This window comes from Rhizobium sp. TRM96647 (genome assembly GCF_025780115.1).
Lineage (GTDB): Bacteria > Pseudomonadota > Alphaproteobacteria > Rhizobiales > Rhizobiaceae > Mycoplana.
Map to the genome: position 1 here is coordinate 141,091 of NZ_JAOXHF010000001.1, position 19,629 is coordinate 160,719.

Consider the following 19,629-nt stretch of genomic DNA (forward strand, 5'->3'; position numbering starts at 1 on the left):
CCCGGTTCTTCAACCCGCATTCGCAAACCCTGAGGGAGGAAACTATGCGAAAGCAACTGATGACAACGACTGCAGTCATGCTGCTGGCCTTTACCGGCACGGCCTTCGCGGACATGGAGGCCGCGAAGAAATTCCTCGACGCCGAGATCGGCGACATGTCGAGCCTCGACCGCGCCGCACAGGAAGCGGAGATGCAATGGTTCATCGACGCCGCCAAGCCCTTCGCCGGCATGGACATCAAGGTCGTGTCGGAGACGATCACCACCCATGAATACGAATCCAAGGTGCTCGCCAAGGCCTTCTCGGAGATCACCGGCATCAAGCTGACGCACGACCTCATCGGCGAAGGCGACGTCATCGAGAAACTGCAGACGCAGATGCAGTCGGGCGAGAACATCTACGACGCCTACGTCAACGATAGTGACTTGATCGGCACGCACTGGCGCTACCAGCAGGCGCGTTCGCTGACCGATTTCATGGCCAACGAGGGTAAGGACGTCACCAACCCGGGCCTCGACCTCGCCGACTTCATCGGCACCTCGTTCACGACAGCTCCGGACGGCAAGCTCTACCAACTCCCCGACCAGCAGTTCGCGAACCTCTACTGGTTCCGCTACGACTGGTTCAACGACGAGAAGAACAAGGCCGACTTCAAGGCGAAGTACGGTTACGACCTCGGCGTGCCGGTCAACTGGTCGGCCTATGAGGACATCGCCGAATTCTTCACCGGTCGCGAAATCGACGGCAAGAAGGTCTATGGCCACATGGACTACGGCAAGAAGGACCCGTCGCTCGGCTGGCGCTTCACCGACGCCTGGCTGTCGATGGCCGGCAACGGCGACCGCGGCATCCCGAACGGCAAGCCGGTCGACGAATGGGGCATCAAGGTCGACGAAAACTCGCGTCCGGTCGGCTCCTGCGTCGCCCGCGGCGGCGACACCAACGGCCCGGCTTCGGTCTACTCCATCGAGAAATATCTCGAATGGCTGAAGGCCTATGCGCCGGCCGCAGCCCAGGGCATGACCTTCTCCGAATCCGGCCCGGTCCCGAGCCAGGGCGAGGTCGCCCAGCAGATGTTCACCTACACGGCGTTCACGGCCGACTTCGTCAAGGAAGGCCTGCCGGTGGTCAACGAGGACGGCACGCCGAAGTGGCGTTTCGCCCCCAGCCCGCACGGCGTCTACTGGAAGGACGGCATGAAGCTCGGCTACCAGGACGTGGGCTCCTGGACCCTGCTCAAGTCCACGCCGGACGATCGCGCCAAGGCCGCCTGGCTCTATGCGCAGTTCGTCACCTCCAAGACCGTCGACGTCAAGAAGAGCCATGTCGGCCTGACGCTGATCCGCGAATCGACGATCCAGCACGAGAGCTTCACGGACCGTGCGCCGAAGCTCGGCGGCCTGATCGAGTTCTACCGTTCGCCGGCCCGCGTCCAGTGGTCGCCGACCGGCACGAACATCCCGGACTACCCGAAGCTCGCGCAGCTCTGGTGGCAGGCGATCGGCGACGCGTCCTCGGGCGCCAAGACGGCCCAGGAAGCCATGGACTCGCTCTGCGCCGAGCAGGAAAAGGTGCTGGAGCGCCTCGAGCGCGCCGGTGTCATGGGCGACATGGGTCCGAAGCTCGCCGAGGAGCACGATCTCGAATACTGGAACAAGGATGCCGTCTCCAAGGGCAACCTCGCTCCGCAGCTGAAGATCGAGAACGAGAAGGAAAAGCCGATCACCGTCAACTACGACGAACTCGTCAAGAGCTGGCAGACGAACTGATCGGTAGACATCAGGGTTCAAGGCGGACCTGAGCCCTGACCAACAAGCCGCCCGGAGGGAAGCTTCCGGGCGGTTTTTCGTTTGCGCGGGCGCCATGGTGCGTGACACCCGGCCCAGAGAGCCGGAAACGGCGTGCTCAGATCCGCGTGGCCCTGAGCCGATCCTCGTCGAGGCTGACGCCGAGGCCCGGTGTGTCGCCGAGCTCCAGCCAGCCGTCCCTGTGCTGCAGCGGCTGGACCATCGGATAGTCGCGCCGGGCCTCGCTCCATTCGGGATTGTCGTAAGGATATTCCAGGAACGGCGCGTCACCGCAGCCGGCGGTCAGGTGCGCGTTGGCAAGCACGCCGATGCCGTTCGTCCAGCTGTGCGGCGTAAACGTCACGCCCGCCTCGCGGGCCTGGTAGGCCAGCCTGCGGCAGCCGGTGATGCCGCCGACGAGCGCCACGTCCGGCTGGATCACGTCGAAGGCCCGCTCCTCGATGATGTCGCGGAATTCGTAGAGCTCGCGGGTCATCTCGCCGCCGGCGATCCGCACCGAGGTCGCCTCCTTCAGCGCCTTCATGCCCTTGCGGTCGGAACGATGCAGCGGCTCCTCCATCCAGTAGACGCCGATCCGCTCGAGCTCCCTCGCCACCGCCAGCGCGTCCTTGAACGTCCAGGGCAGCGTCGTGTCCCAGGGCATTCGCCAGCCTTGATTGCAGTCGACCATCAGCTCCAGCCGATCGCCGACGCGGGCGCGGATCGCCTCCAGCGCCTTCACATCGTCGCGCCACCCGTTGCGGCCGCCGGCAGACGACGAGAACCGCACCTTCATCGCCGGAAAGCCCTCCGCGACGTAGCGCTCCGCCTGTTCCGCCATGGCCGATGGCGCGCGCAGGACGCCGGAGGATGCATAGAGCCGCACCCGATCGGCGCGACCGCCCAGCATGCGCCAGACCGGCTCGCCGGTGATCTTGCCCGAGAGGTCCCAGAGCGCGAGATCCAGCGGCCAGCAGCGGCCATAGTGGAAATTGATGTGCGACAGCACCTCGTAGTGCCGTTCGAGATGGCGCGGGTCCTGGCCGACGAACAGGTCCTCGTGGCCCTCGAAGCCCTTCATCAGATCGCCGGATCCGATCCCTTCCCGGCCCTCGTCATTCCGCACCCGGACGATCGTCGCATCGAAATGATGCCGCGGCCTGCCATCCCAGCTTGCCTTGAACGGCGGGTCCAGTGGCAGCCGGTGGTGGGAGATCTCGATGGATGTGATGCGGCTCATCTTGTCTATTCCCTATCTATCCGTGGGCGCTTGCCCCTCATCCGCCTGCCGGCACCTTCTCCCCGTAAACGGGGAGAAGGACGATTGCCGCACCGCCTCCGCATCTCTCGCGCATCTGGCGTGGCAAGTCCCCTCTCCCCGCTTGCGGGGAGAGGGCTAGGGTGAGGGGCAATTGCTATGCGAACTGCTGCCATATCGTCTTGTAGTCGCAATACTTGTCGATCGCATGCACCGACCGGTCGCGCCCGAAGCCGGATTGCTTGAAGCCGCCGAAGGGCGTGGCGAAGCTCGACGCGTCGTAGGTGTTGATCCATACCGTACCGGCATGCAGCGCCTCGGAGAAGCGGTGCGCGCGGTCCATGTCCTTCGTGAAGACGGCGCCGGCCAGGCCGTAGATCGTGTCGTTGGCAATGGCGAGGGCTTCCTCTTCCGTATCGAACGGAATGGCGGCCAGCACCGGGCCGAAGATTTCCTGCCGCGCGATTTGCATGTCGTTGGAGACATCGACGAAGACCCCGGGCGAGACATAGTAGCCCCCGGTGTCCGAAAGCACCCGTTCGGCTCCGAAGGCCCGGCGTGCGCCCTGCTGCTCTCCGTCTGCGATCATCGACAGCACCTTGTGCATATGCGCCTCCTCGATCAGCGCGCCGATCTGTGCCGTGGGGTCGAGCGGATGCCTCAGCGCGATCTCCCGGTCGGCGACGTCCCTGATCCTTTCGATCAGCCTGTCCTGCACCGAACGCTGGACGACAAGCCGCGTCGAGGCATGGCAGGTCTCGCCGGAATTGTAGAAGCATCCCCAGGCGGCGGCCGACGCGGCGGCGTCGAGGTCGGCATCGTCGAACACGACCAGCGGCGACTTGCCGCCGAGTTCCAGCGCCACCCGCTTGACGTTCGATTGCGCCGCATAGCCCATGATCAGCTTGCCGACCTCGGTCGAGCCGGTGAACGCGATCATGTCGACGTCCATGTGCAGCGCCAGCGGCCTGCCCGTTTCCTCGCCATAGCCGGTGACGACGTTGAGCACGCCGGCCGGCAGCCCGGCCTCGGTCGCCAGTGCCGCCAGCCGTAGCGCCGAGAGCGACGACTGCTCCGCCGGCTTCAGCACCACCGAATTGCCGGCCGCGATCGCCGGCCCCAGCTTCCAGGCGTCGATGATCATCGGATAGTTCCACGGCGTGATCGCCCCGATGACGCCGAGCGGCACCTTTCGCACCAGCGCCCGCGCCTTCGGTCCGGTCGGCGCAATCTCGTCATACATCTTGTCGATCATCTCGCCATAATACTGGATGCCGTCAGCGCAGAGGCGCACGTCGACATTGAGCGAGGCCATCACCGGCTTGCCGACGTCGATCGTTTCGAGCATGGCGAGTTCCTCGCCATGGGCGCGGACGAGATCCGCCCACCGCAGCATGATCCGCTTCTTCTCGGCCGGCTCCCTGTGGCGCCAGGTCCCGGCCTCGAAAGCTGCGCGTGCGGCCGAGACGGCGGCATCGATATCCGCCGCGTTGCCGCGGGCGAGCGTGCCGCCCGGCTGGCCGTCCATCGGACGGATGCGCGTGAAGGTCTCGCCGGAAAGCGACGGCCGGAAGGCGCCGTCGATGAAGTGGCGGCCCTCGAGCCGCACTTCGGCCAGCACCTTCTCCCAGTGGTCACGGCTCAAATGTGTGGTCATGTCTCACCTCGAAAGTCAGAGCGTCTTCGGCAGCGCCATGATGCGCCGGGCGAAAACATCGATATCGGCATCGGAAATCTCGCGGACCGTCGAGCGCCGCATCGGCTGGTTCTCCGGCGCGCGCATCTCGCCTGCCAGCGCTGCTGCATCGAAACCGGCAAAGACCGCAGGCAGCGCGCGTTCGATCCCCACGCGGTCCATCAGGCCAGATACGAAGGCGGGCAGTTCGGATGCCGATCCGACCCCGCAGGCCCGGGCTGCTGCGTGCAGGTCCGGCGTGTCCGCCTCGACCAGCCAGCCGATGGTGGCCTCGAAGGCGAGCGCGGTCGCAAGCCCGTGATGGATCGGCGCGAGCCCCGCCAGCGCATGGCTGATATTGTGCGCGACCGCCGTGCCGCAATTGTCGATGGCGATGCCGGCATGGCACGAGCCGAGCAGCACCTTGCCGCGCGCGTCGAGGTTGCCCGGCTCCCTGACAGCGATCTCCAGTGCCCCGGACAGGAGCCGCAGTGCCTCGTGCGCATAAAACTGGCCTCCTGCATGCGTGTTCCGGTTCGTGGCCGCCTCGAAGGCATGGATGAAGGCGTCGAGGCCGCACCAGGCAGTCAGCGCTGCCGGCAGCGTCACCGTCAGCACCGGGTCGAGCAGCACCAGGTCCGCCTTCGTCTCGCGGCCCCAGATCCAGAGCTTCTTGCCCTCCGCATTTGCGAAGATGGTCGTGGCCGAGGTCTCCGAACCGGTCCCCGCGGTGGTCGGCACGAGGATTTTCTTCAGCGGGTTTGCCGGTAGCGGGTTGGCGGCGAGCGCATATTGCATGGCGTCTTCGCCGGACGCGGCACAGCAGGCCGCGATCTTGGCGATATCCAGCGCCGATCCGCCGCCGATGCCGATCACGAGGTCGCATCCGGTGGCAACCGCCGCAGCCTCACGGACATGCTTCAGCTTCGGCTCGCCCGAGAAAGCCGAATAATTCCGGCTTTCGATGCCCTCTCCGGAAAGCTGCGCGGCAATCGCATCGGCAAGCCCCGCCTGGGCCAGGAAACCGTCCATCACGATCGCCACGCGCCCGGCGCCGAGCTCCTTGGCGGCCTTGCCGATCGTCGTGTGGAGATGGTTCCCGAAGCGGATTTCCGGAACGAAAGAGGTGGTGAATTGCACGCGCGGCTCCTGACGCCCGGAATTGGGAACCTTTACCCTGCATCACGATCTGATATTTTCAAATCCATCGAAATTTCAGGAATTTCGATGACTTGAAATTATGATGGACCCATGCTCGACAAGATTCCCCTCGAAGCCTTCCGCGTCTTCGACGCCGCCTGCCGCCACATGAACTTCTCGCGTGCCGGACGCGAGCTCAACATCACCCAGGCCGCCGTCAGCCGCCGTATCAAGGGGCTGGAGGGACATCTCGGCGCCGACCTTTTCACCCGCCGCGGCAAGAACCTGGAATTGACGCCGCCCGGCGAACGCCTGTTCCAGCGCATCCGCGCCACGCTCGACTATCTCGAGGAAAGCCTTGAGCCGTTCCGCGCCGGTGCCGGGCAGACGATCGCGATCGCCGCCAGCGGCTCGGTCTCCCATCTCTGGCTCGGCCGGCGGCTGCGCGACTTCGGCAAGGCGAATGCCGGCCTGTCGATCCGCCTGCTCACCTCCGACAGCCCCTCCGATCTCGCTTCGGAGAACAACGACCTCGTCATTCTCTATTGCCTGGGCGAACATCCCCGCTGGTCGCTGACGCCCCTTCTCGCCGAGGAACTGGCGCCGGTCGCCGCCCCCGACTACCTGCGCAGCCGCCGAATCGACGATCCCGCGGCGGTGACGCCCGCAGACCTCGCCCGGCTCGACCTGATCGACTATGACCGCTTCAATGCCAACTGGGTCTCCTTCCGCCAGTGGTTCGACAGGATCGGCGTGCACGGCGAGGCAAGGCGGGCGCAGCCGCGCTTTACCTTTTCGACCTACCTGATGGCCGTCGACGCCGCGATCCGCGGCGACGGCGTTGCGCTCGGCAGCCTGGGGCTCCTGCGGGAAGCGCTGGACGACGGCCGGCTGGTCACGCTCGGCACCCGGAGCCTGAAGACCGGCTACGGCTATTACCTCGGTCTGCCGCGCTTCAGGACCTCGCCGCAGGATGTGCTCGACCTGCATGCCGCACTGGCGACCCCGGACCGGACGGGCAACTGATCACGCAGACTTGCACGTCGTTTGAACCACTGCTCGGAGCCTGCGCAGACGGCTCGGCTTGCCGGACGTTGCAATGTGTCCTATCACCGGACGTCCGGCAGTCCCGGCGCCACCGGCCGACCGGCCCGAACCGGTCCGGTGCATCTCGCAGCGATCGGGCAACGTCGTTGACCGCATGGCGGACCAGAAGAAGGGCAGATCCGGCAAGATCCTGTTTGCGCTGCTGACGCTGGGCATCCTCTCCGCCATTGCGGCCACCGTGCTGCTCGCCAACGACTATCGCAACCTGAACAGGGTTCTTCACCGCTTCGGCTATCCCCCTGTCCAGTCGCTGCAGGCGGCGCGGGAACCGCGCTCCCACGAGATCCGCGGCAACCGAATCCCCCGGCCGCACGTCGAGATCCCGGAAAGGCTGGTCTCGCGCATCGTCCCCATGGAGACGAAATTCACCCGTCCCGTCCGGCGCGAGCCCCAGCAACTGTGCGAGGCGATGGAGACCGTCGGCTTCGCCAGCGCCGGCTGGCAGGAAGGACTGGCCGGCGGCGGATGGGAGTGCACCTCTTTCCGCGAATTTCCGACCGAAGGCGACGGCGACGGCCCGAAGACCTCCGCCTACCTCTCCATCCGCGGCAACGACGAGGAACGCTTCAGCTCGTTCCGCATCAAGCTGAACCTGGAGAACGAGCAGGGCCGCACCGCCATGACCGACGCCGCGATCGCCGCGGTCGACATCTTCCTCGAAAAGCTGCGCTGGAGCGACGTCCCCGAGGTTTTCGAGGGCATCCGGGCACTGAAGGAATTCAACGTCGTCGTGTTCGGCAACCGTTTCCAGCTCAAGAAGGAATTCAGCGAGACGCCGCGCTACAACTTCACCGTCACGCCGGACCGGACCCGCCCGAAGAATACCTACCTGCCGGACTACTTCAACCGCGACCAATGGCTGCCGTTGCCGGAGCACCCGATGGCCGCGCGATAGGTACGCCGAATCGAAAACGCGTTCTCCGCAGGCACGTCATGTTCTAAGCTATGAAGATGCACCCTTCCTCATACCGCCTCGTCGAAATCCCGGTCCACCATCGCGCCAGGCGCCGGCTACGTCTCGAGGGGCCGCCACCGCCGCTCTATGCCGTGGGCGACATCCACGGCTGCTACGACCAGATGATCGAGGCGGAGGAACGCATCCGCAAGGACGCGGCCCGGCGCTCGGGCGGGACGGCGCTGGTCGTCTATCTCGGCGACTATGTCGATCGCGGTCCGCATTCGGCCGCAGTGCTCGATCACCTGACCGGGCGGCACGATGATGGCCTCGCCCGGATCGCCCTTTGCGGCAATCATGACGACACGTTCCTGAATTTCCTGCGCGATCCGTCCGGCTGGATGTATTGGCTCGGGCCGAACTTCGGCGGCGCGGTGACGCTTGAATCCTATGGCATCGATCCGGAGGAGGCCCTGTGGCGCGACGGCGCCGGGCTGATGCGCGCCGTTCCGCAGGCGCATTTGTCCTTCCTGGCCGGCCTTCCGGTCTTCCTGCATGTCGGGAACTATCTCTTCGTCCATGCCGGCATAAGGCCTGCCGTAGCCCTCGAAAGCCAGCAGGACGAGGATCTCATCTGGATCCGGGAGCCGTTTCTGACCGAGGGCCCGGGGCTGCCGCTGATCGTGGTGCACGGCCACACGCCGAGCGCGGAGCCTGACCTCGCGCCCGGCCGCATCGGCATCGACACCGGCTGCTTCGCCACCGGCCGCCTGACCGTACTCAGGGTCGACGCGACGGGGGCACGGTTCGTCTGAGGCACCCCCGCCGGATCGGGCTATTCCCGCCCGAATTCGTCCTCGATGCGGATGATGTCGTCCTCGCCGAGATAGGATCCGGTCTGGACCTCGATCAGTTCCAGCAGGATCTTGCCGGGATTGGCCAGCCGGTGCACTTCGCCCTGCGGGATATAGACCGACTCGTTTTCACGCAGCGGAATGGTCCTGTCGCCGATCGTCACGTCGGCCGTTCCGCGCACGACGATCCAGTGCTCCGAGCGATGGTGGTGCTTCTGCAATGACAGCCGGCGCCCCGGCTTGACGAACAGCCGCTTCACCTGGAAGCGATCGCCGTTCAGCACCGACGTATAGCCGCCCCACGGGCGATAGGAGGTGCGATGGGTTTCGGTCAGCGGCGCGGTCGCCTTCTTCGAGGCGAGGAACTTGACCAGCTTGCCGACGTTCTGGCTGTCCTCCATCCGCCCGACATAGACCGCGTCCTCGCTGGCGATGACGGCGATGTCGGAAAGCCCCTGCACGGCCACATGGATGTCCTTCGACAGCACCAGCGAATTGCGGGTGTCGAGCAGCGTCGTGCGGCCATCGGCGACGTTGCCGTCATCGTCCTGCGCGCCGAGCTTCCAGACCGAATCCCAGCTGCCGAGATCCGACCACTCGATCGGCGAGGGAACGACAGCCGCCATCGGCGTCTTCTCGAAGATGGCGTAGTCGATCGAGATATCCGGCGCCTTCGAAAAAGCCTCCTCGTCCAGCCGCACGAAATCCAGGTCGTCCTTCGAGGCCGACACCGCCTGCGTCGCCGCGTCCATGATTTCTGGTGCGAGCTGTCGCAGTTCCTGCAGGAACAGCCCGACCGGCAGCATGAACATCCCGGAATTCCAGAGATAGCCGCCCTCGGCGATCAGCCGTTCGGCCTTCTCCTGGTCCGGCTTTTCGATGAAGCGCTTGACCGTGAAGGCGCCACCGCCGAGTTCCTCGCCCTTCTCGATATAGCCGTAACCCGTCGCAGCCTCGGTCGGCGTGATCCCGAAGGTCACAAGCCGCCCCTTCTCGGCCGCATCGCGCGCCCGCGCCACGCTGTCGAAATAGACCTTGTTCTCGACAATCTCGTGGTCGGAGGCCAGGACCTGCATGATCGCGTCCTCACCGAAGTCCCGCGCGACGATCAGGGCCGCGACCGCGAGCGCCGGCGCGGTGTTGCGCGCCACGGGCTCGAGCAGGATCCTGGCGAGCGGCCGGTCGATCAGCCGGGCCTGCTCGGCGACGAGGAAGCGGAACTCCGCATTGGTCAGGATGATCGGAGCCTCATACAGCTCTTCGTCGCCGACCCGCTCAAGCGTGCGCTGGAACAGCGTCTTCTTGCCCATCAGGTCCATGAACTGCTTGGGAGCCGTCGAACGCGAGAGGGGCCACAACCGCGTGCCCTTTCCGCCCGCCATGACGACGGGGATGATTTTCTGAGACATCGATCCTCATTCCATAACGTATAATAGGCCGGCGTAACGGCACCGGCCGCCATTGAAGCAGTAAACTGCCTCGCTTCCTAGCAAATAGTCCCGCCGCACGGGGCAACTTCGCCATGTAGTTAAAGCAGGCGCGGCCGGCACGGTTCCACAGTTCCAATAAAAAACCCCGCCGGAGCGGGGTCTTGTTCGGTCTATTCACCCTTTCAGGCGGGCAGGATCGTGCCCTGCACGGTGCCGAGCTGGGCGATATAGCGCTCGATACCGGCGCGATGCTCGTCGTTCGGCGCCGCGTCGAGCTCGCCGCGAGCAGCCTCGATGCGCTTGGCGATATCGTCGCGGCTGATCTCGTCGATGTGGACGGCCGATTCCGCCAGCAGCGTGCAGCCGGTCGGCAGGATATCGGCAAAGCCGCCGAACACCACATAACGATCCGTTTTGCCATCGGCAAACGTCACCGTCACGACGCCGGGCTGGATCGTCGTCATCGTCGGCGCGTGGTTGGCCATGACGGTCATCTCGCCTTCCGAGGCCGGAATGACGACCGCGGTCACGCTGCCGGAGAGCAGCAGGCGCTCGGGGGAAACGAGTTCAAAGTTGAAACTGTCGGCCATGACCATTCACTTCTGCTGATTTCATCAGGTCAGGAACGGACGCCCGCATTGCAGGCGTCCGGAACTTTCCGGGATCAAGCGGCTTCGGCAGCCAGCTTCTTCGCCTTCTCGATGGCTTCCTCGATGGAGCCGACCATGTAGAAGGCAGCTTCCGGCAGGTGGTCGTACTCGCCGTTGACCAGGCCCTTGAAGCCCTTGATCGTGTCTTCGAGAGCGACCAGCTTGCCCGGCGAACCGGTGAAGACTTCGGCGACGAAGAACGGCTGCGACAGGAAGCGCTCGATCTTGCGGGCGCGGGCAACGGCCAGCTTGTCGTCTTCGGACAGTTCGTCCATGCCGAGGATGGCGATGATGTCCTGGAGCGACTTGTAACGCTGCAGGGTCGTCTGCACCTTGCGCGACACTTCGTAGTGCTCTTCACCGACGATCATCGGGTCGAGCATGCGCGAGGTGGAGTCGAGCGGGTCAACGGCCGGATAGATGCCCTTTTCGGCGATCGAACGCGACAGAACCGTCGTTGCGTCCAGGTGGGCGAACGAGGTTGCCGGTGCCGGGTCGGTCAAGTCGTCGGCCGGAACGTAGATCGCCTGAACCGAGGTGATCGAGCCCTTGGTCGTCGTGGTGATGCGTTCCTGCATCTGGCCCATGTCGGTTGCGAGCGTCGGCTGGTAACCCACGGCCGAAGGAATACGGCCGAGCAGAGCCGACACTTCCGAGCCGGCCTGGGTGAAGCGGAAGATGTTGTCGACGAAGAACAGAACGTCCTGGCCCTTGTCGCGGAAGTCTTCGGCGATCGTCAGACCGGTCAGAGCGACGCGGGCGCGCGCGCCCGGCGGTTCGTTCATCTGGCCGTAGACGAGGGCAGCCTTGGAGCCTTCGCCGCCGCCGAGCTTGTTCACGCCCGACTCGATCATTTCGTGATAGAGGTCGTTGCCTTCGCGGGTGCGTTCACCCACGCCTGCAAACACCGAATATCCACCGTGGGCCTTTGCGACGTTGTTGATCAGTTCCATGATCAGAACCGTCTTGCCGACGCCGGCGCCGCCGAACAGGCCGATCTTGCCGCCCTTGGCGTAGGGAGCGAGAAGGTCGACGACCTTGATGCCGGTGACGAGGATCTGCGCTTCAGTCGACTGCTCGACATAAGCCGGGGCGTCCTGGTGGATCGCGCGCCTGGCCTTGGTCTTCAGCGGACCGGCTTCGTCGACCGGCTCGCCGATGACGTTCATGATGCGGCCGAGCGTCTCGTCACCGACCGGGACCGAGATCGGGGCGCCGGTATCGACGACGGGCTGGCCACGGACCAGACCTTCGGTCGCGTCCATGGCGATCGTGCGAACCGTGTTCTCACCGAGGTGCTGGGCGACCTCGAGAACGAGGCGGTTGCCGTTGTTGTCGGTTTCCAGCGCGTTCAGGATGAGCGGCAGCTCACCGTCGAACGCGACGTCGACGACGGCGCCGATGACCTGCGTCACGCGTCCGGTCGCACCCTTCGCAGAGACCGCCGAAACGGGAGCAGCGGCCTTGGCGGCTGCCGGCTTGCGCGGAGCAGCAGGCTTCTTCGCCGCTGCGGTTTCTTTCGGGGTAGCTGCCTTAGCCATGATTCTTACCCTCTTTGTCCTGGTCCTTAGAGCGCTTCGGCGCCCGAGATGATTTCGATGAGTTCCTTGGTGATCTGAGCCTGACGCTGGCGGTTGTAGCTGAGCGTCAGCTTGTTGATCATCTCACCGGCATTGCGCGTCGCGTTGTCCATGGCGCTCATCTTGGCACCCATCTCGCCGGCGACGTTCTCGAGCAGGGCCCGGAAGATCTGGACGGAGATGTTGCGCGGGATGAGATCGCCCAAGATCGCTGCCGCATCGGGCTCGTAGTCGTAGATCGCGTCGGACTGCTCGACAGCTTCGCCGGCGGAGGCCGGGATCAGCTGCTGCGCCGTCGGGATCTGCGCGATGACCGACTTGAACTCGGAATAGAACAGCGTGCAGACGTCGAACTCGCCCTTGTCGAACAGCCCGATGACCTTGCGGCCGATCTCGTCGGCATTGCCGAAGCCGAGCTTCTTGACTTCGCGTAGGTCGACGCGATCGATGATCAGCGATGCGAACTCGCGGCGAAGGATGTCGAAGCCCTTCTTGCCGACGCAGATGATCTTGACCGTCTTGCCGTTCGCCAGAAGCTTGCGCGTATGGTCGCGGGCAAGGCGGGCGATCTGCGAGTTGAAGCCGCCGCAGAGGCCGCGTTCCGCCGTGCAGACGACGAGCAGGTGCACGTCGTCCTTGCCGGTCCCCGTCATCAGCCGCGGCGCGCTGTCGTCCTGGCCGACCGCCTGGGCGATGTTGGCCAGAACCGCGCTCATGCGCTGAGAATAGGGCCGGGCGGCCTCGGCCGCCTCCTGCGCACGCCGAAGCTTCGCCGCGGCGACCATTTTCATCGCCTTGGTGATCTTCTGCGTCGCCTTGACGGAGGCGATCCGGTTCTTCAGATCCTTAAGTGAAGGCATCCGTTTTCCGTCCTAGACTGGGAGGCTCAGGCGAAGGATTTGGCGAAGGCGTCGAGAGCAGCCTTGAGCTTGCCCTTGGTGTCGTCGCTGATGGCCTTCTCCGTGCGGATCGCGTCGAGGATGCCCTTGCCTTCCGTACGCATGTAGGAAAGCAGACCCTGCTCGAACTTGCCGACCTGGTTGACCGGCAGCTTGTCGAGATAGCCGTTGACACCGGCGAAGATCACGGCGACCTGCTCTTCCGTCTTCAGCGGCGAGAACTGCGGCTGCTTCAGGAGTTCGGTCAGGCGTGCACCACGGTTCAGCAGGCGCTGCGTTGCAGCGTCGAGGTCCGAACCGAACTGGGCGAAGGCGGCCATTTCGCGATACTGAGCGAGTTCGCCCTTGATCGAGCCGGCAACCTGCTTCATCGCCTTGATCTGCGCGGACGAGCCGACGCGGGAAACCGACAGGCCGACGTTAACGGCCGGGCGGATACCCTGGTAGAACAGGTCGGTTTCGAGGAAGATCTGGCCGTCGGTGATCGAGATCACGTTGGTCGGGATGAACGCCGAAACGTCGTTGCCCTGGGTCTCGATGACCGGCAGAGCCGTCAGCGAGCCTGCGCCCATCTCGTCGTTGAGCTTTGCAGCGCGCTCGAGCAGGCGGGAGTGCAGGTAGAAGACGTCGCCCGGATAGGCTTCGCGGCCCGGCGGGCGGCGCAGCAGCAGCGACATCTGGCGGTAGGCGACGGCCTGCTTGGAAAGGTCGTCGTAGCCGATCAGGGCGTGCTGGCCGTTGTCGCGGAAATACTCACCCATCGCGCAGCCGGCGAACGGAGCGAGGTACTGCATCGGAGCCGGGTCGGAGGCCGTGGCAGCAACGATGATCGAGTACTGCAGAGCGCCGCGCTCTTCGAGAACCTTCACGAACTGGGCAACCGTCGAACGCTTCTGGCCGATGGCGACGTAGACGCAGTACAGCTTGTCCTGGTCCGGGCCGTTGTCGTGGATCGGCTTCTGGTTGAGGAACGTGTCGAGAATGATCGCGGTCTTGCCGGTCTGGCGGTCGCCGATGACCAGCTCGCGCTGGCCGCGGCCGACCGGGATCAGCGCGTCGATGGCCTTGAGGCCGGTCGACATCGGCTCGTGCACCGACTTGCGCGGAATGATGCCCGGAGCCTTGATGTCGACGCGGGCGCGCTTCTTGGCGTTGATCGGACCCTTGCCGTCGATCGGGTTGCCGAGCGCGTCGACGACGCGGCCGAGCAGCTCCGGACCGACCGGGACGTCCACGATGGCGCCAGTCCGCTTGACGGTGTCGCCTTCCTTGATGTCACGGTCCGAGCCGAAGATAACGACACCGACGTTGTCGCTTTCGAGGTTCAGCGCCATGCCGCGAATTCCGCCCGGGAATTCGACCATTTCGCCGGCCTGGACGTTGTCGAGGCCGTAGACGCGGGCAATACCGTCACCGACGGAGAGCACCTGGCCGACTTCCGAGACTTCCGCCTCTTTGCCGAAGTTTTTGATCTGATCTTTGAGAATTGCGGAGATTTCCGCGGCGCGGATATCCATCAGCCGACCTCTTTCAGTGCAAGCTTAAGGGTAGAGAGTTTGGTGCGAAGGGAGGTGTCGATCTGGCGGGACCCGACCTTGACGATCAGACCACCGAGAATGGACGGGTCGACGGTGACGGCGATCGCCACGTCTTTGCCGGTGACGCTCTTGAGCGCCGCCTTCAATTCGGTCTCCTGCGCTGCGGTCAACGCATGCGCGGAGGTTATTTCGGCCGTGATCTCGCCACGTTGGCGGGCGGCGATCACGCGATAGGCCTTGATCATCCCCGGCACGGCGAAGAGCCGGCGGTTGGATGCCACGACCTTGAGGAAGTTTGCAACGAGACCCGAGAGACCCGCCTTGGCGACGATCGCGGCGATGGCCTTTGCCTGCTCTTCGGCGGAGAAGACCGGGCTCTGGATCAGGCGCTTGAGGTCCGCGCTGTCATCGATCATCGCCTGGAAGCGGGCGAGGTCGGAACCCACGGCATCAACGCTGTTGGCTTCGAGCGCCAGCTCGAAAAGCGACGATGCGTATCTTTCTGCAACACCGGAAATAAGCTGGGATGTGTCTGCCACGGGCACAAGCTTCTCTTATTTTCATCCAGAGCGGCAGCTTGCGGATTGCCCGTAAACTTAACACCCTGAATTCGTTGCGATTATCTTCAGTCCCCGCAAGCTTGAACGCCCGCATTTTCTGAAATTCGCGGTTCGTCTAGCATAGGAACTTCGGACTCGCAACACGCGCAGGCACAGGAATCCTTGATAAGTGGGGCACCCTTGGGCCGAATTTTGGCAAAAATGAATCCGCCCCGGCGAAAGCTGCGTCCGGAAGCGGAAAATGGCCTCAGACGAAACCGAAAACATAGGCGAGCGGCAAGAGCGACAGGACGAACTGCGCCACAAGCAGCCCCAGGCTCTTGAGCGTGAACGAGGCATCCGACATCATCGACAGGATGCGGCCGAAGGAAGCGAGCGCGAAGGCGGATCCGACCGCGAGATAGGCCCAGTCCTGCGCGACCATCACGGCACAGAGCGCCAGCCCCGCATGGAAGCCGCCGAGCGACCGGGCGGCCGCGTAGCCTTCGTTGCTGCCGTCGCGCGGCTGCAGACCATTCACCTTCAGCGACAACCGCGGCGCGAACAGCCCGACGAGCCCGAGCAGGCAGGCGGCCAGCGCCGCGCAGAAGGCCAGGAGTTCGCCCGTATCGGTCGGAATGTAGAACTCCATGAAGGCTCTCCCGGCACTGCCTGATCCGACTGCCTTATGGCACACTCGCTCGCCGCACGGAATCCGTCGGCTGCGGTTTTTGCACGAGCCCGGGCGCGTTTCTGCGCGGCGAAGCGGGGAAGGCGTCCAGCGCCGACGGCTGCGACAAAGTGACACCGGCGCACCTGGAAGTTCCCTGCGGAGAGCCCGGTGACTGGCCTACAGAAAGCTCTGCGGATCGATGTCCACTTGCACGAGGATCGAGCCCCGTTCCTTCGGTCCGTTCGTCAGCATGGTCCTGAGATAGGCCTGCATGTCGCTGGAACGCTGGCCGTGGACGAGAAGGCGGAACCGGTGGCGACCGCGAATCAGCGCCAGCGGTGCCTCGGCCGGGCCGAGGATCGCAATGCCGGAGACGCCCGGTGCGGACTGTCGCAGCCCGCGGGCATGGCCTTCCGCCTCCGCCCGGCTGTCGGCGGAAACGATCACCGAGGCCAGCCGGCCGAACGGCGGCAGCAGCGCCTTCTCCCGTTCGCCGATCTCGCGCTCGTAGAAGTCGCGGGCATCGCCCGAGACGATCGCCTGCATGACGGGATGAAGCGGCTGATAGGTCTGGATCAGACCATGGCTCTTCAGCCCCGTGCGCCCCGCCCGCCCGGTGACCTGCGACAGGAGCTGGAAGGTGCGCTCGGCCGCCCGCGGATCGCCGTTGGAAAGGCCGAGATCGGCATCGACGATCCCGACCAGCGTCATCAGCGGGAAATTGTGCCCCTTGGCCACCAGTTGGGTGCCGATCACGATGTCGGCCTCCCCCTTTGCGATCGCCTCGAGCTCCAACCGCAGCCGCTTGACGCCCATCAGGTCGGAGGACAGCACGATGGTGCGCGCCTCGGGAAAATGCTTCTCCACCTCCTCGGCGATGCGCTCGACGCCGGGACCGCAGGCGGCCAGATGGTCGAAGGTACCGCATTCGGGGCAAGCCTCCGGCGTACGCTCGGCATAGCCGCAGTGATGGCACTGGATCTGGCCGCGGAACCTGTGCTCGACCAGCCAGCTTGCGCATTGCGGGCACTGGAACCGGTGGCCGCAGACGCGGCAGAGCGTCAGCGGTGCATAGCCGCGGCGATTGAGGAAGAGCAGCGCCTGCTCGCCACGCTCGACCGTCTTGCCGATCGCCCGGATCATCACCGGCGACAGGAAGCCGCCGCGCTGGGGCGGATGCCGGCGCAGGTCGACGAGATGCAGGTCGGGCAGCGCCGCCGCGCCGAAGCGGGTCGGCAGGTGCAGCGCCTGGTAGCGGCCAATGTCGGCGTTGACACGGCTTTCGACCGACGGCGTCGCCGAAACCAGAACGGCCGGGAAATTGCCGATCCGGGCCCGCACCACCGCCATGTCGCGGGCATTGTAGAAGACCCGGTCCTCCTGCTTGTAGGCCGGATCGTGCTCCTCGTCGACGATCACGAGCCCGAGATCCTCGAAGGGCAGGAACAGGGCCGAGCGCGCGCCGGCGACAACGCGCACCTCCCCGGTCGTCACCTGCCGCCACACCTTCTCGCGCGTCCGCGGAGCGAGATCCGAATGCCACTCGGCCGGCTTTGCCCCGAACCGGTCCTGGAATCGCTCGAGAAAGCTCGCCGTCAGTGCGATCTCGGGCAGAAGGATCAGCACCTGCCGACCCTGCCGCAGCACCTCGGCGATCGCCTCGAAATAGACTTCCGTCTTGCCGGAACCGGTAATGCCGTCGATCAGCGCGACGGCGAAGTGCCCGTTCCGGACCTGTTCGACGAGATCGGCGGCGGCATCCGTCTGCGGTCCTTCCAGTCGCGGGGCGGCGTAGTCGGGATCGGGCTTTGCCACCACCGGCGGCGGCGGCAGGAAGATCGTCTCGAAACTGCCCTGCGCGGTCAGCCCGTCGATGACGCTGGAGGAGGTTCCGGCGGCATGCGCAAGACCGGAACGGGTCCAGGGAATGCCCTCGTCGACCAGCGCCAGCACGCGTTCGCGCGCCGCCGTCATGCGCTCCGGGCGCACGCCGGTGAAGCGCAGTCCCTCGATCATCGGCTCGGGATCGAAGGCGGCCGGCGCGCGCAGCGCCATGCGCGCCACGAGCCCGGGCGGCGTCAGCGTATAGGCGGAAACCCAGTCGACGAAGGCGCGCATCTCCTGCGTCAGCGGCGGGCAGTCGAACACTTTTTCGATCGGCCTGAGCTTCTTCGGATCGACGTCGTCCTCACCGGTCCGGTCCCAGACGACGCCGGCGACGAGACGCGAGCCGAGCGGCACCTGCACGATCGAGCCGGGCTCGACCGCCATCTCGGCGGGCACCGTATAGGAATAGGCCCGCGGCGCCGGCATCGGCACCAGCACGGGCGCAGTCCTGGGCTTCGGCGCGCCGCCGAAGAGATCGTCGGTCAGCCGGTTCATCGCGCACCGCTGCCTGAATGGGTGCCGCGGGACCGACGGCGCCGGAAGGACGGCCGCGCGCTCATGCGTCGTCCTCCGCGATCTCGCCGCTCAGCCGCATCCCCTCGATCCAGGTGGCGCCGTCGTTGCGGATCACCCGCCTCGCCCGCACGCCGCAGCGGCTCTCCACCTCGCGCGCCAGAAGCTCCGAATGGGTGACGAGCCACACCTGGCTGGTGCGCGCGGCACTTGCGATCATCGCTGCCAGCGGCGGCAGCATGGAGGGGTGCAGGCTCGCCTCCGGCTCGTTCAGCGCCACCAGCGGCGGGCGGCGATAGGAAAGGAGCGCGGCGGCGAGCGCGAGGAAACGGATCTGCCCGTCGGAGAGTTCGCGTGGCTGGAACAGCCGCTTCGGAAACTGCGGAAACACCAGCCCGAAGGATGCGAACTCGCCGGGCTCCGGTATCGACAGCCACGCGCCCTCGAAGGCAGCGGCGATCGCCCTTTCGAGATCGACCGTGTCCTGCCGGATATGGGCGAGCGTGGCGAACACGGCGGCAAGGTTGCCGCCGTCCTCGTCCAGCATCGGTGCGGTGACCGAAAGGCACGGCTGACGGAGCGGCGAATCGCGGTCCGTCCGGAAGCCGTGGAAGAAGCGCCATTGCAACACGGCCCGGCGGAAGGCGCCGATCTCGGGATAGTGCCCCGCATCGCCGATCAGGGAGAGCGCCGTCTCCGAAGTCAGCGCCTGTTCCGGATGCTCTTCCATCCGTCCCGTCTCGCCACGTACCATGATCCCCGGGCCGGCGCGCTTCAGCACGGTGACCGGTCGCCGCCCGGTCTCGATCGAAAGCTCCTCGGTCTTGATCTGCGGCTCGAAGGCGAACCCGGCAGCCGCCGGCGGCCGGAGCCCCGCCTCGATCCCGTATCGGAAGGTGATGGCGCGTTCCTCGTCGAGAAGCTCGGCCTCGAGCCGGACGCGAACCGGCTCGTTCGGCTTGCGGCGCCCCGTCCACAGGACCGAGGCCATGCCGCCTTCGGCTGCGATCTCGTTTGCAAGCGTCCCGCGCGCAGCCGCCTGGACGAGCTGGAGCGATCGGTAGAGATTGGACTTTCCGGTGCCGTTCTCACCGACGAACAGGTTCACCTGGCCGAGATCCATGCGGATCGACCGTAGCGAACGGTAGTTTTCGGCAAGCATGGAGCGCAGCATCATCGCCTCAACTAAGCGATTCCCGCCGGC

At 65.4% G+C, this 19,629-nt stretch carries 16 protein-coding genes; 4 read left to right on the forward strand and 12 right to left on the reverse strand.

Annotated features, from left to right (window positions below; genetic code table 11):
- Window positions 1–44 precede the first annotated feature (44 nt).
- Complete coding sequence (locus OCK02_RS00680) at window positions 45–1,769, forward strand: ABC transporter substrate-binding protein (RefSeq protein WP_263811316.1); 1,725 nt, start codon at window positions 45–47, stop codon at window positions 1,767–1,769.
- Window positions 1,770–1,905: 136 nt separating this feature from the next.
- Here OCK02_RS00680 and OCK02_RS00685 read toward each other — a convergent pair whose 3' ends face one another.
- The 3 genes from OCK02_RS00685 to OCK02_RS00695 all read right to left on the reverse strand — a co-directional run bounded on the left by OCK02_RS00685 (window position 1,906) and on the right by OCK02_RS00695 (window position 5,860).
- A complete protein-coding gene (locus tag OCK02_RS00685) occupies window positions 1,906–3,027 on the reverse strand; it encodes a mandelate racemase/muconate lactonizing enzyme family protein (protein ID WP_263811317.1) in 1,122 nt (373 codons plus the stop codon).
- Window positions 3,028–3,202: 175 nt separating this feature from the next.
- Entirely contained in the window at window positions 3,203–4,702 is a 1,500-nt protein-coding gene (locus tag OCK02_RS00690; RefSeq protein ID WP_263811319.1) for an aldehyde dehydrogenase family protein, read from the reverse strand.
- Window positions 4,703–4,717: 15 nt separating this feature from the next.
- The gene (locus OCK02_RS00695) at window positions 4,718–5,860 is read right to left on the reverse strand and encodes an iron-containing alcohol dehydrogenase (protein WP_263811320.1); all 1,143 of its coding nucleotides are present in this window, start codon (window positions 5,858–5,860) and stop codon (window positions 4,718–4,720) included.
- Window positions 5,861–5,971: 111 nt separating this feature from the next.
- On the opposite strand from OCK02_RS00695, the gene OCK02_RS00700 reads away from it, so the two are divergent.
- The 3 genes from OCK02_RS00700 (at window position 5,972) to OCK02_RS00710 (ending at window position 8,677) form a co-directional block, all read left to right on the forward strand.
- Window positions 5,972–6,886: a LysR substrate-binding domain-containing protein gene (locus OCK02_RS00700; protein ID WP_263811322.1), complete on the forward strand. Its 915-nt coding sequence runs from the start codon at window positions 5,972–5,974 to the stop codon at window positions 6,884–6,886.
- A 175-nt stretch (window positions 6,887–7,061) separates the two neighbouring features.
- On the forward strand, window positions 7,062–7,862 hold the full coding sequence (locus OCK02_RS00705) for a DUF6030 family protein (protein ID WP_263811324.1): 801 nt from the start codon (window positions 7,062–7,064) through the stop codon (window positions 7,860–7,862).
- 56 nt (window positions 7,863–7,918) lie between these two features.
- Window positions 7,919–8,677 (forward strand): metallophosphoesterase family protein, encoded by a 759-nt coding sequence (locus OCK02_RS00710; protein ID WP_263811326.1) that lies wholly within the window; start codon window positions 7,919–7,921, stop codon window positions 8,675–8,677.
- A gap of 20 nt (window positions 8,678–8,697) precedes the next feature.
- On the opposite strand, the gene OCK02_RS00715 is transcribed toward OCK02_RS00710, so the two are convergent.
- The 9 genes from OCK02_RS00715 to OCK02_RS00755 all read right to left on the reverse strand — a co-directional run bounded on the left by OCK02_RS00715 (window position 8,698) and on the right by OCK02_RS00755 (window position 19,602).
- Window positions 8,698–10,125: a mannose-1-phosphate guanylyltransferase/mannose-6-phosphate isomerase gene (locus OCK02_RS00715; protein ID WP_263811327.1), complete on the reverse strand. Its 1,428-nt coding sequence runs from the start codon at window positions 10,123–10,125 to the stop codon at window positions 8,698–8,700.
- A gap of 203 nt (window positions 10,126–10,328) precedes the next feature.
- The gene (locus OCK02_RS00720) at window positions 10,329–10,736 is read right to left on the reverse strand and encodes a F0F1 ATP synthase subunit epsilon (protein WP_230805911.1); all 408 of its coding nucleotides are present in this window, start codon (window positions 10,734–10,736) and stop codon (window positions 10,329–10,331) included.
- Window positions 10,737–10,810: 74 nt separating this feature from the next.
- Window positions 10,811–12,337 carry a F0F1 ATP synthase subunit beta gene (gene atpD / locus OCK02_RS00725; RefSeq protein ID WP_230805913.1) on the reverse strand — a complete coding sequence of 509 codons (1,527 nt, stop codon included), beginning with the start codon at window positions 12,335–12,337 and terminating at the stop codon, window positions 10,811–10,813.
- A gap of 26 nt (window positions 12,338–12,363) precedes the next feature.
- Window positions 12,364–13,236, reverse strand: coding sequence for a F0F1 ATP synthase subunit gamma (locus tag OCK02_RS00730; protein ID WP_263811329.1), 873 nt, complete (start codon window positions 13,234–13,236; stop codon window positions 12,364–12,366).
- Window positions 13,237–13,262: 26 nt separating this feature from the next.
- Window positions 13,263–14,792 (reverse strand): F0F1 ATP synthase subunit alpha, encoded by a 1,530-nt coding sequence (atpA, locus tag OCK02_RS00735; protein WP_230805918.1) that lies wholly within the window; start codon window positions 14,790–14,792, stop codon window positions 13,263–13,265.
- On the reverse strand, window positions 14,792–15,358 hold the full coding sequence (locus OCK02_RS00740) for a F0F1 ATP synthase subunit delta (RefSeq protein WP_263811331.1): 567 nt from the start codon (window positions 15,356–15,358) through the stop codon (window positions 14,792–14,794). Before OCK02_RS00740 ends, atpA begins: the two co-directional genes overlap by 1 nt.
- A 262-nt stretch (window positions 15,359–15,620) precedes the next feature.
- Window positions 15,621–16,004 (reverse strand): DUF4345 domain-containing protein, encoded by a 384-nt coding sequence (locus OCK02_RS00745; RefSeq protein ID WP_263811334.1) that lies wholly within the window; start codon window positions 16,002–16,004, stop codon window positions 15,621–15,623.
- A gap of 198 nt (window positions 16,005–16,202) precedes the next feature.
- A complete protein-coding gene (locus OCK02_RS00750; protein ID WP_263811335.1) occupies window positions 16,203–18,407 on the reverse strand; it encodes a primosomal protein N' in 2,205 nt (734 codons plus the stop codon).
- Window positions 18,408–18,468: 61 nt separating this feature from the next.
- Complete coding sequence (locus tag OCK02_RS00755; RefSeq protein WP_263811336.1) at window positions 18,469–19,602, reverse strand: AAA family ATPase; 1,134 nt, start codon at window positions 19,600–19,602, stop codon at window positions 18,469–18,471.
- Window positions 19,603–19,629 lie beyond the last annotated feature (27 nt).

Excerpts from the sequence above, each read along its gene's own strand:
- OCK02_RS00680 (WP_263811316.1), top strand. The coding sequence starts at position 45 with ATGCGAAAGCAACTGATGACAACGACTGCAGTCATGCTGCTGGCCTTT.
- OCK02_RS00685 (WP_263811317.1), bottom strand. The coding sequence starts at position 3,027 with ATGAGCCGCATCACATCCATCGAGATCTCCCACCACCGGCTGCCACTG.
- OCK02_RS00690 (WP_263811319.1), bottom strand. The coding sequence starts at position 4,702 with ATGACCACACATTTGAGCCGTGACCACTGGGAGAAGGTGCTGGCCGAA.
- OCK02_RS00700 (WP_263811322.1), top strand. The coding sequence starts at position 5,972 with ATGCTCGACAAGATTCCCCTCGAAGCCTTCCGCGTCTTCGACGCCGCC.
- OCK02_RS00705 (WP_263811324.1), top strand. The coding sequence starts at position 7,062 with ATGGCGGACCAGAAGAAGGGCAGATCCGGCAAGATCCTGTTTGCGCTG.
- OCK02_RS00710 (WP_263811326.1), top strand. The coding sequence starts at position 7,919 with ATGCACCCTTCCTCATACCGCCTCGTCGAAATCCCGGTCCACCATCGC.
- OCK02_RS00715 (WP_263811327.1), bottom strand. The coding sequence starts at position 10,125 with ATGTCTCAGAAAATCATCCCCGTCGTCATGGCGGGCGGAAAGGGCACG.
- OCK02_RS00720 (WP_230805911.1), bottom strand. The coding sequence starts at position 10,736 with ATGGCCGACAGTTTCAACTTTGAACTCGTTTCCCCCGAGCGCCTGCTG.
- atpD (WP_230805913.1), bottom strand. The coding sequence starts at position 12,337 with ATGGCTAAGGCAGCTACCCCGAAAGAAACCGCAGCGGCGAAGAAGCCT.
- OCK02_RS00730 (WP_263811329.1), bottom strand. The coding sequence starts at position 13,236 with ATGCCTTCACTTAAGGATCTGAAGAACCGGATCGCCTCCGTCAAGGCG.
- atpA (WP_230805918.1), bottom strand. The coding sequence starts at position 14,792 with ATGGATATCCGCGCCGCGGAAATCTCCGCAATTCTCAAAGATCAGATC.
- OCK02_RS00745 (WP_263811334.1), bottom strand. The coding sequence starts at position 16,004 with ATGGAGTTCTACATTCCGACCGATACGGGCGAACTCCTGGCCTTCTGC.
- OCK02_RS00750 (WP_263811335.1), bottom strand. The coding sequence starts at position 18,407 with ATGAACCGGCTGACCGACGATCTCTTCGGCGGCGCGCCGAAGCCCAGG.
- OCK02_RS00755 (WP_263811336.1), bottom strand. The coding sequence starts at position 19,602 with ATGATGCTGCGCTCCATGCTTGCCGAAAACTACCGTTCGCTACGGTCG.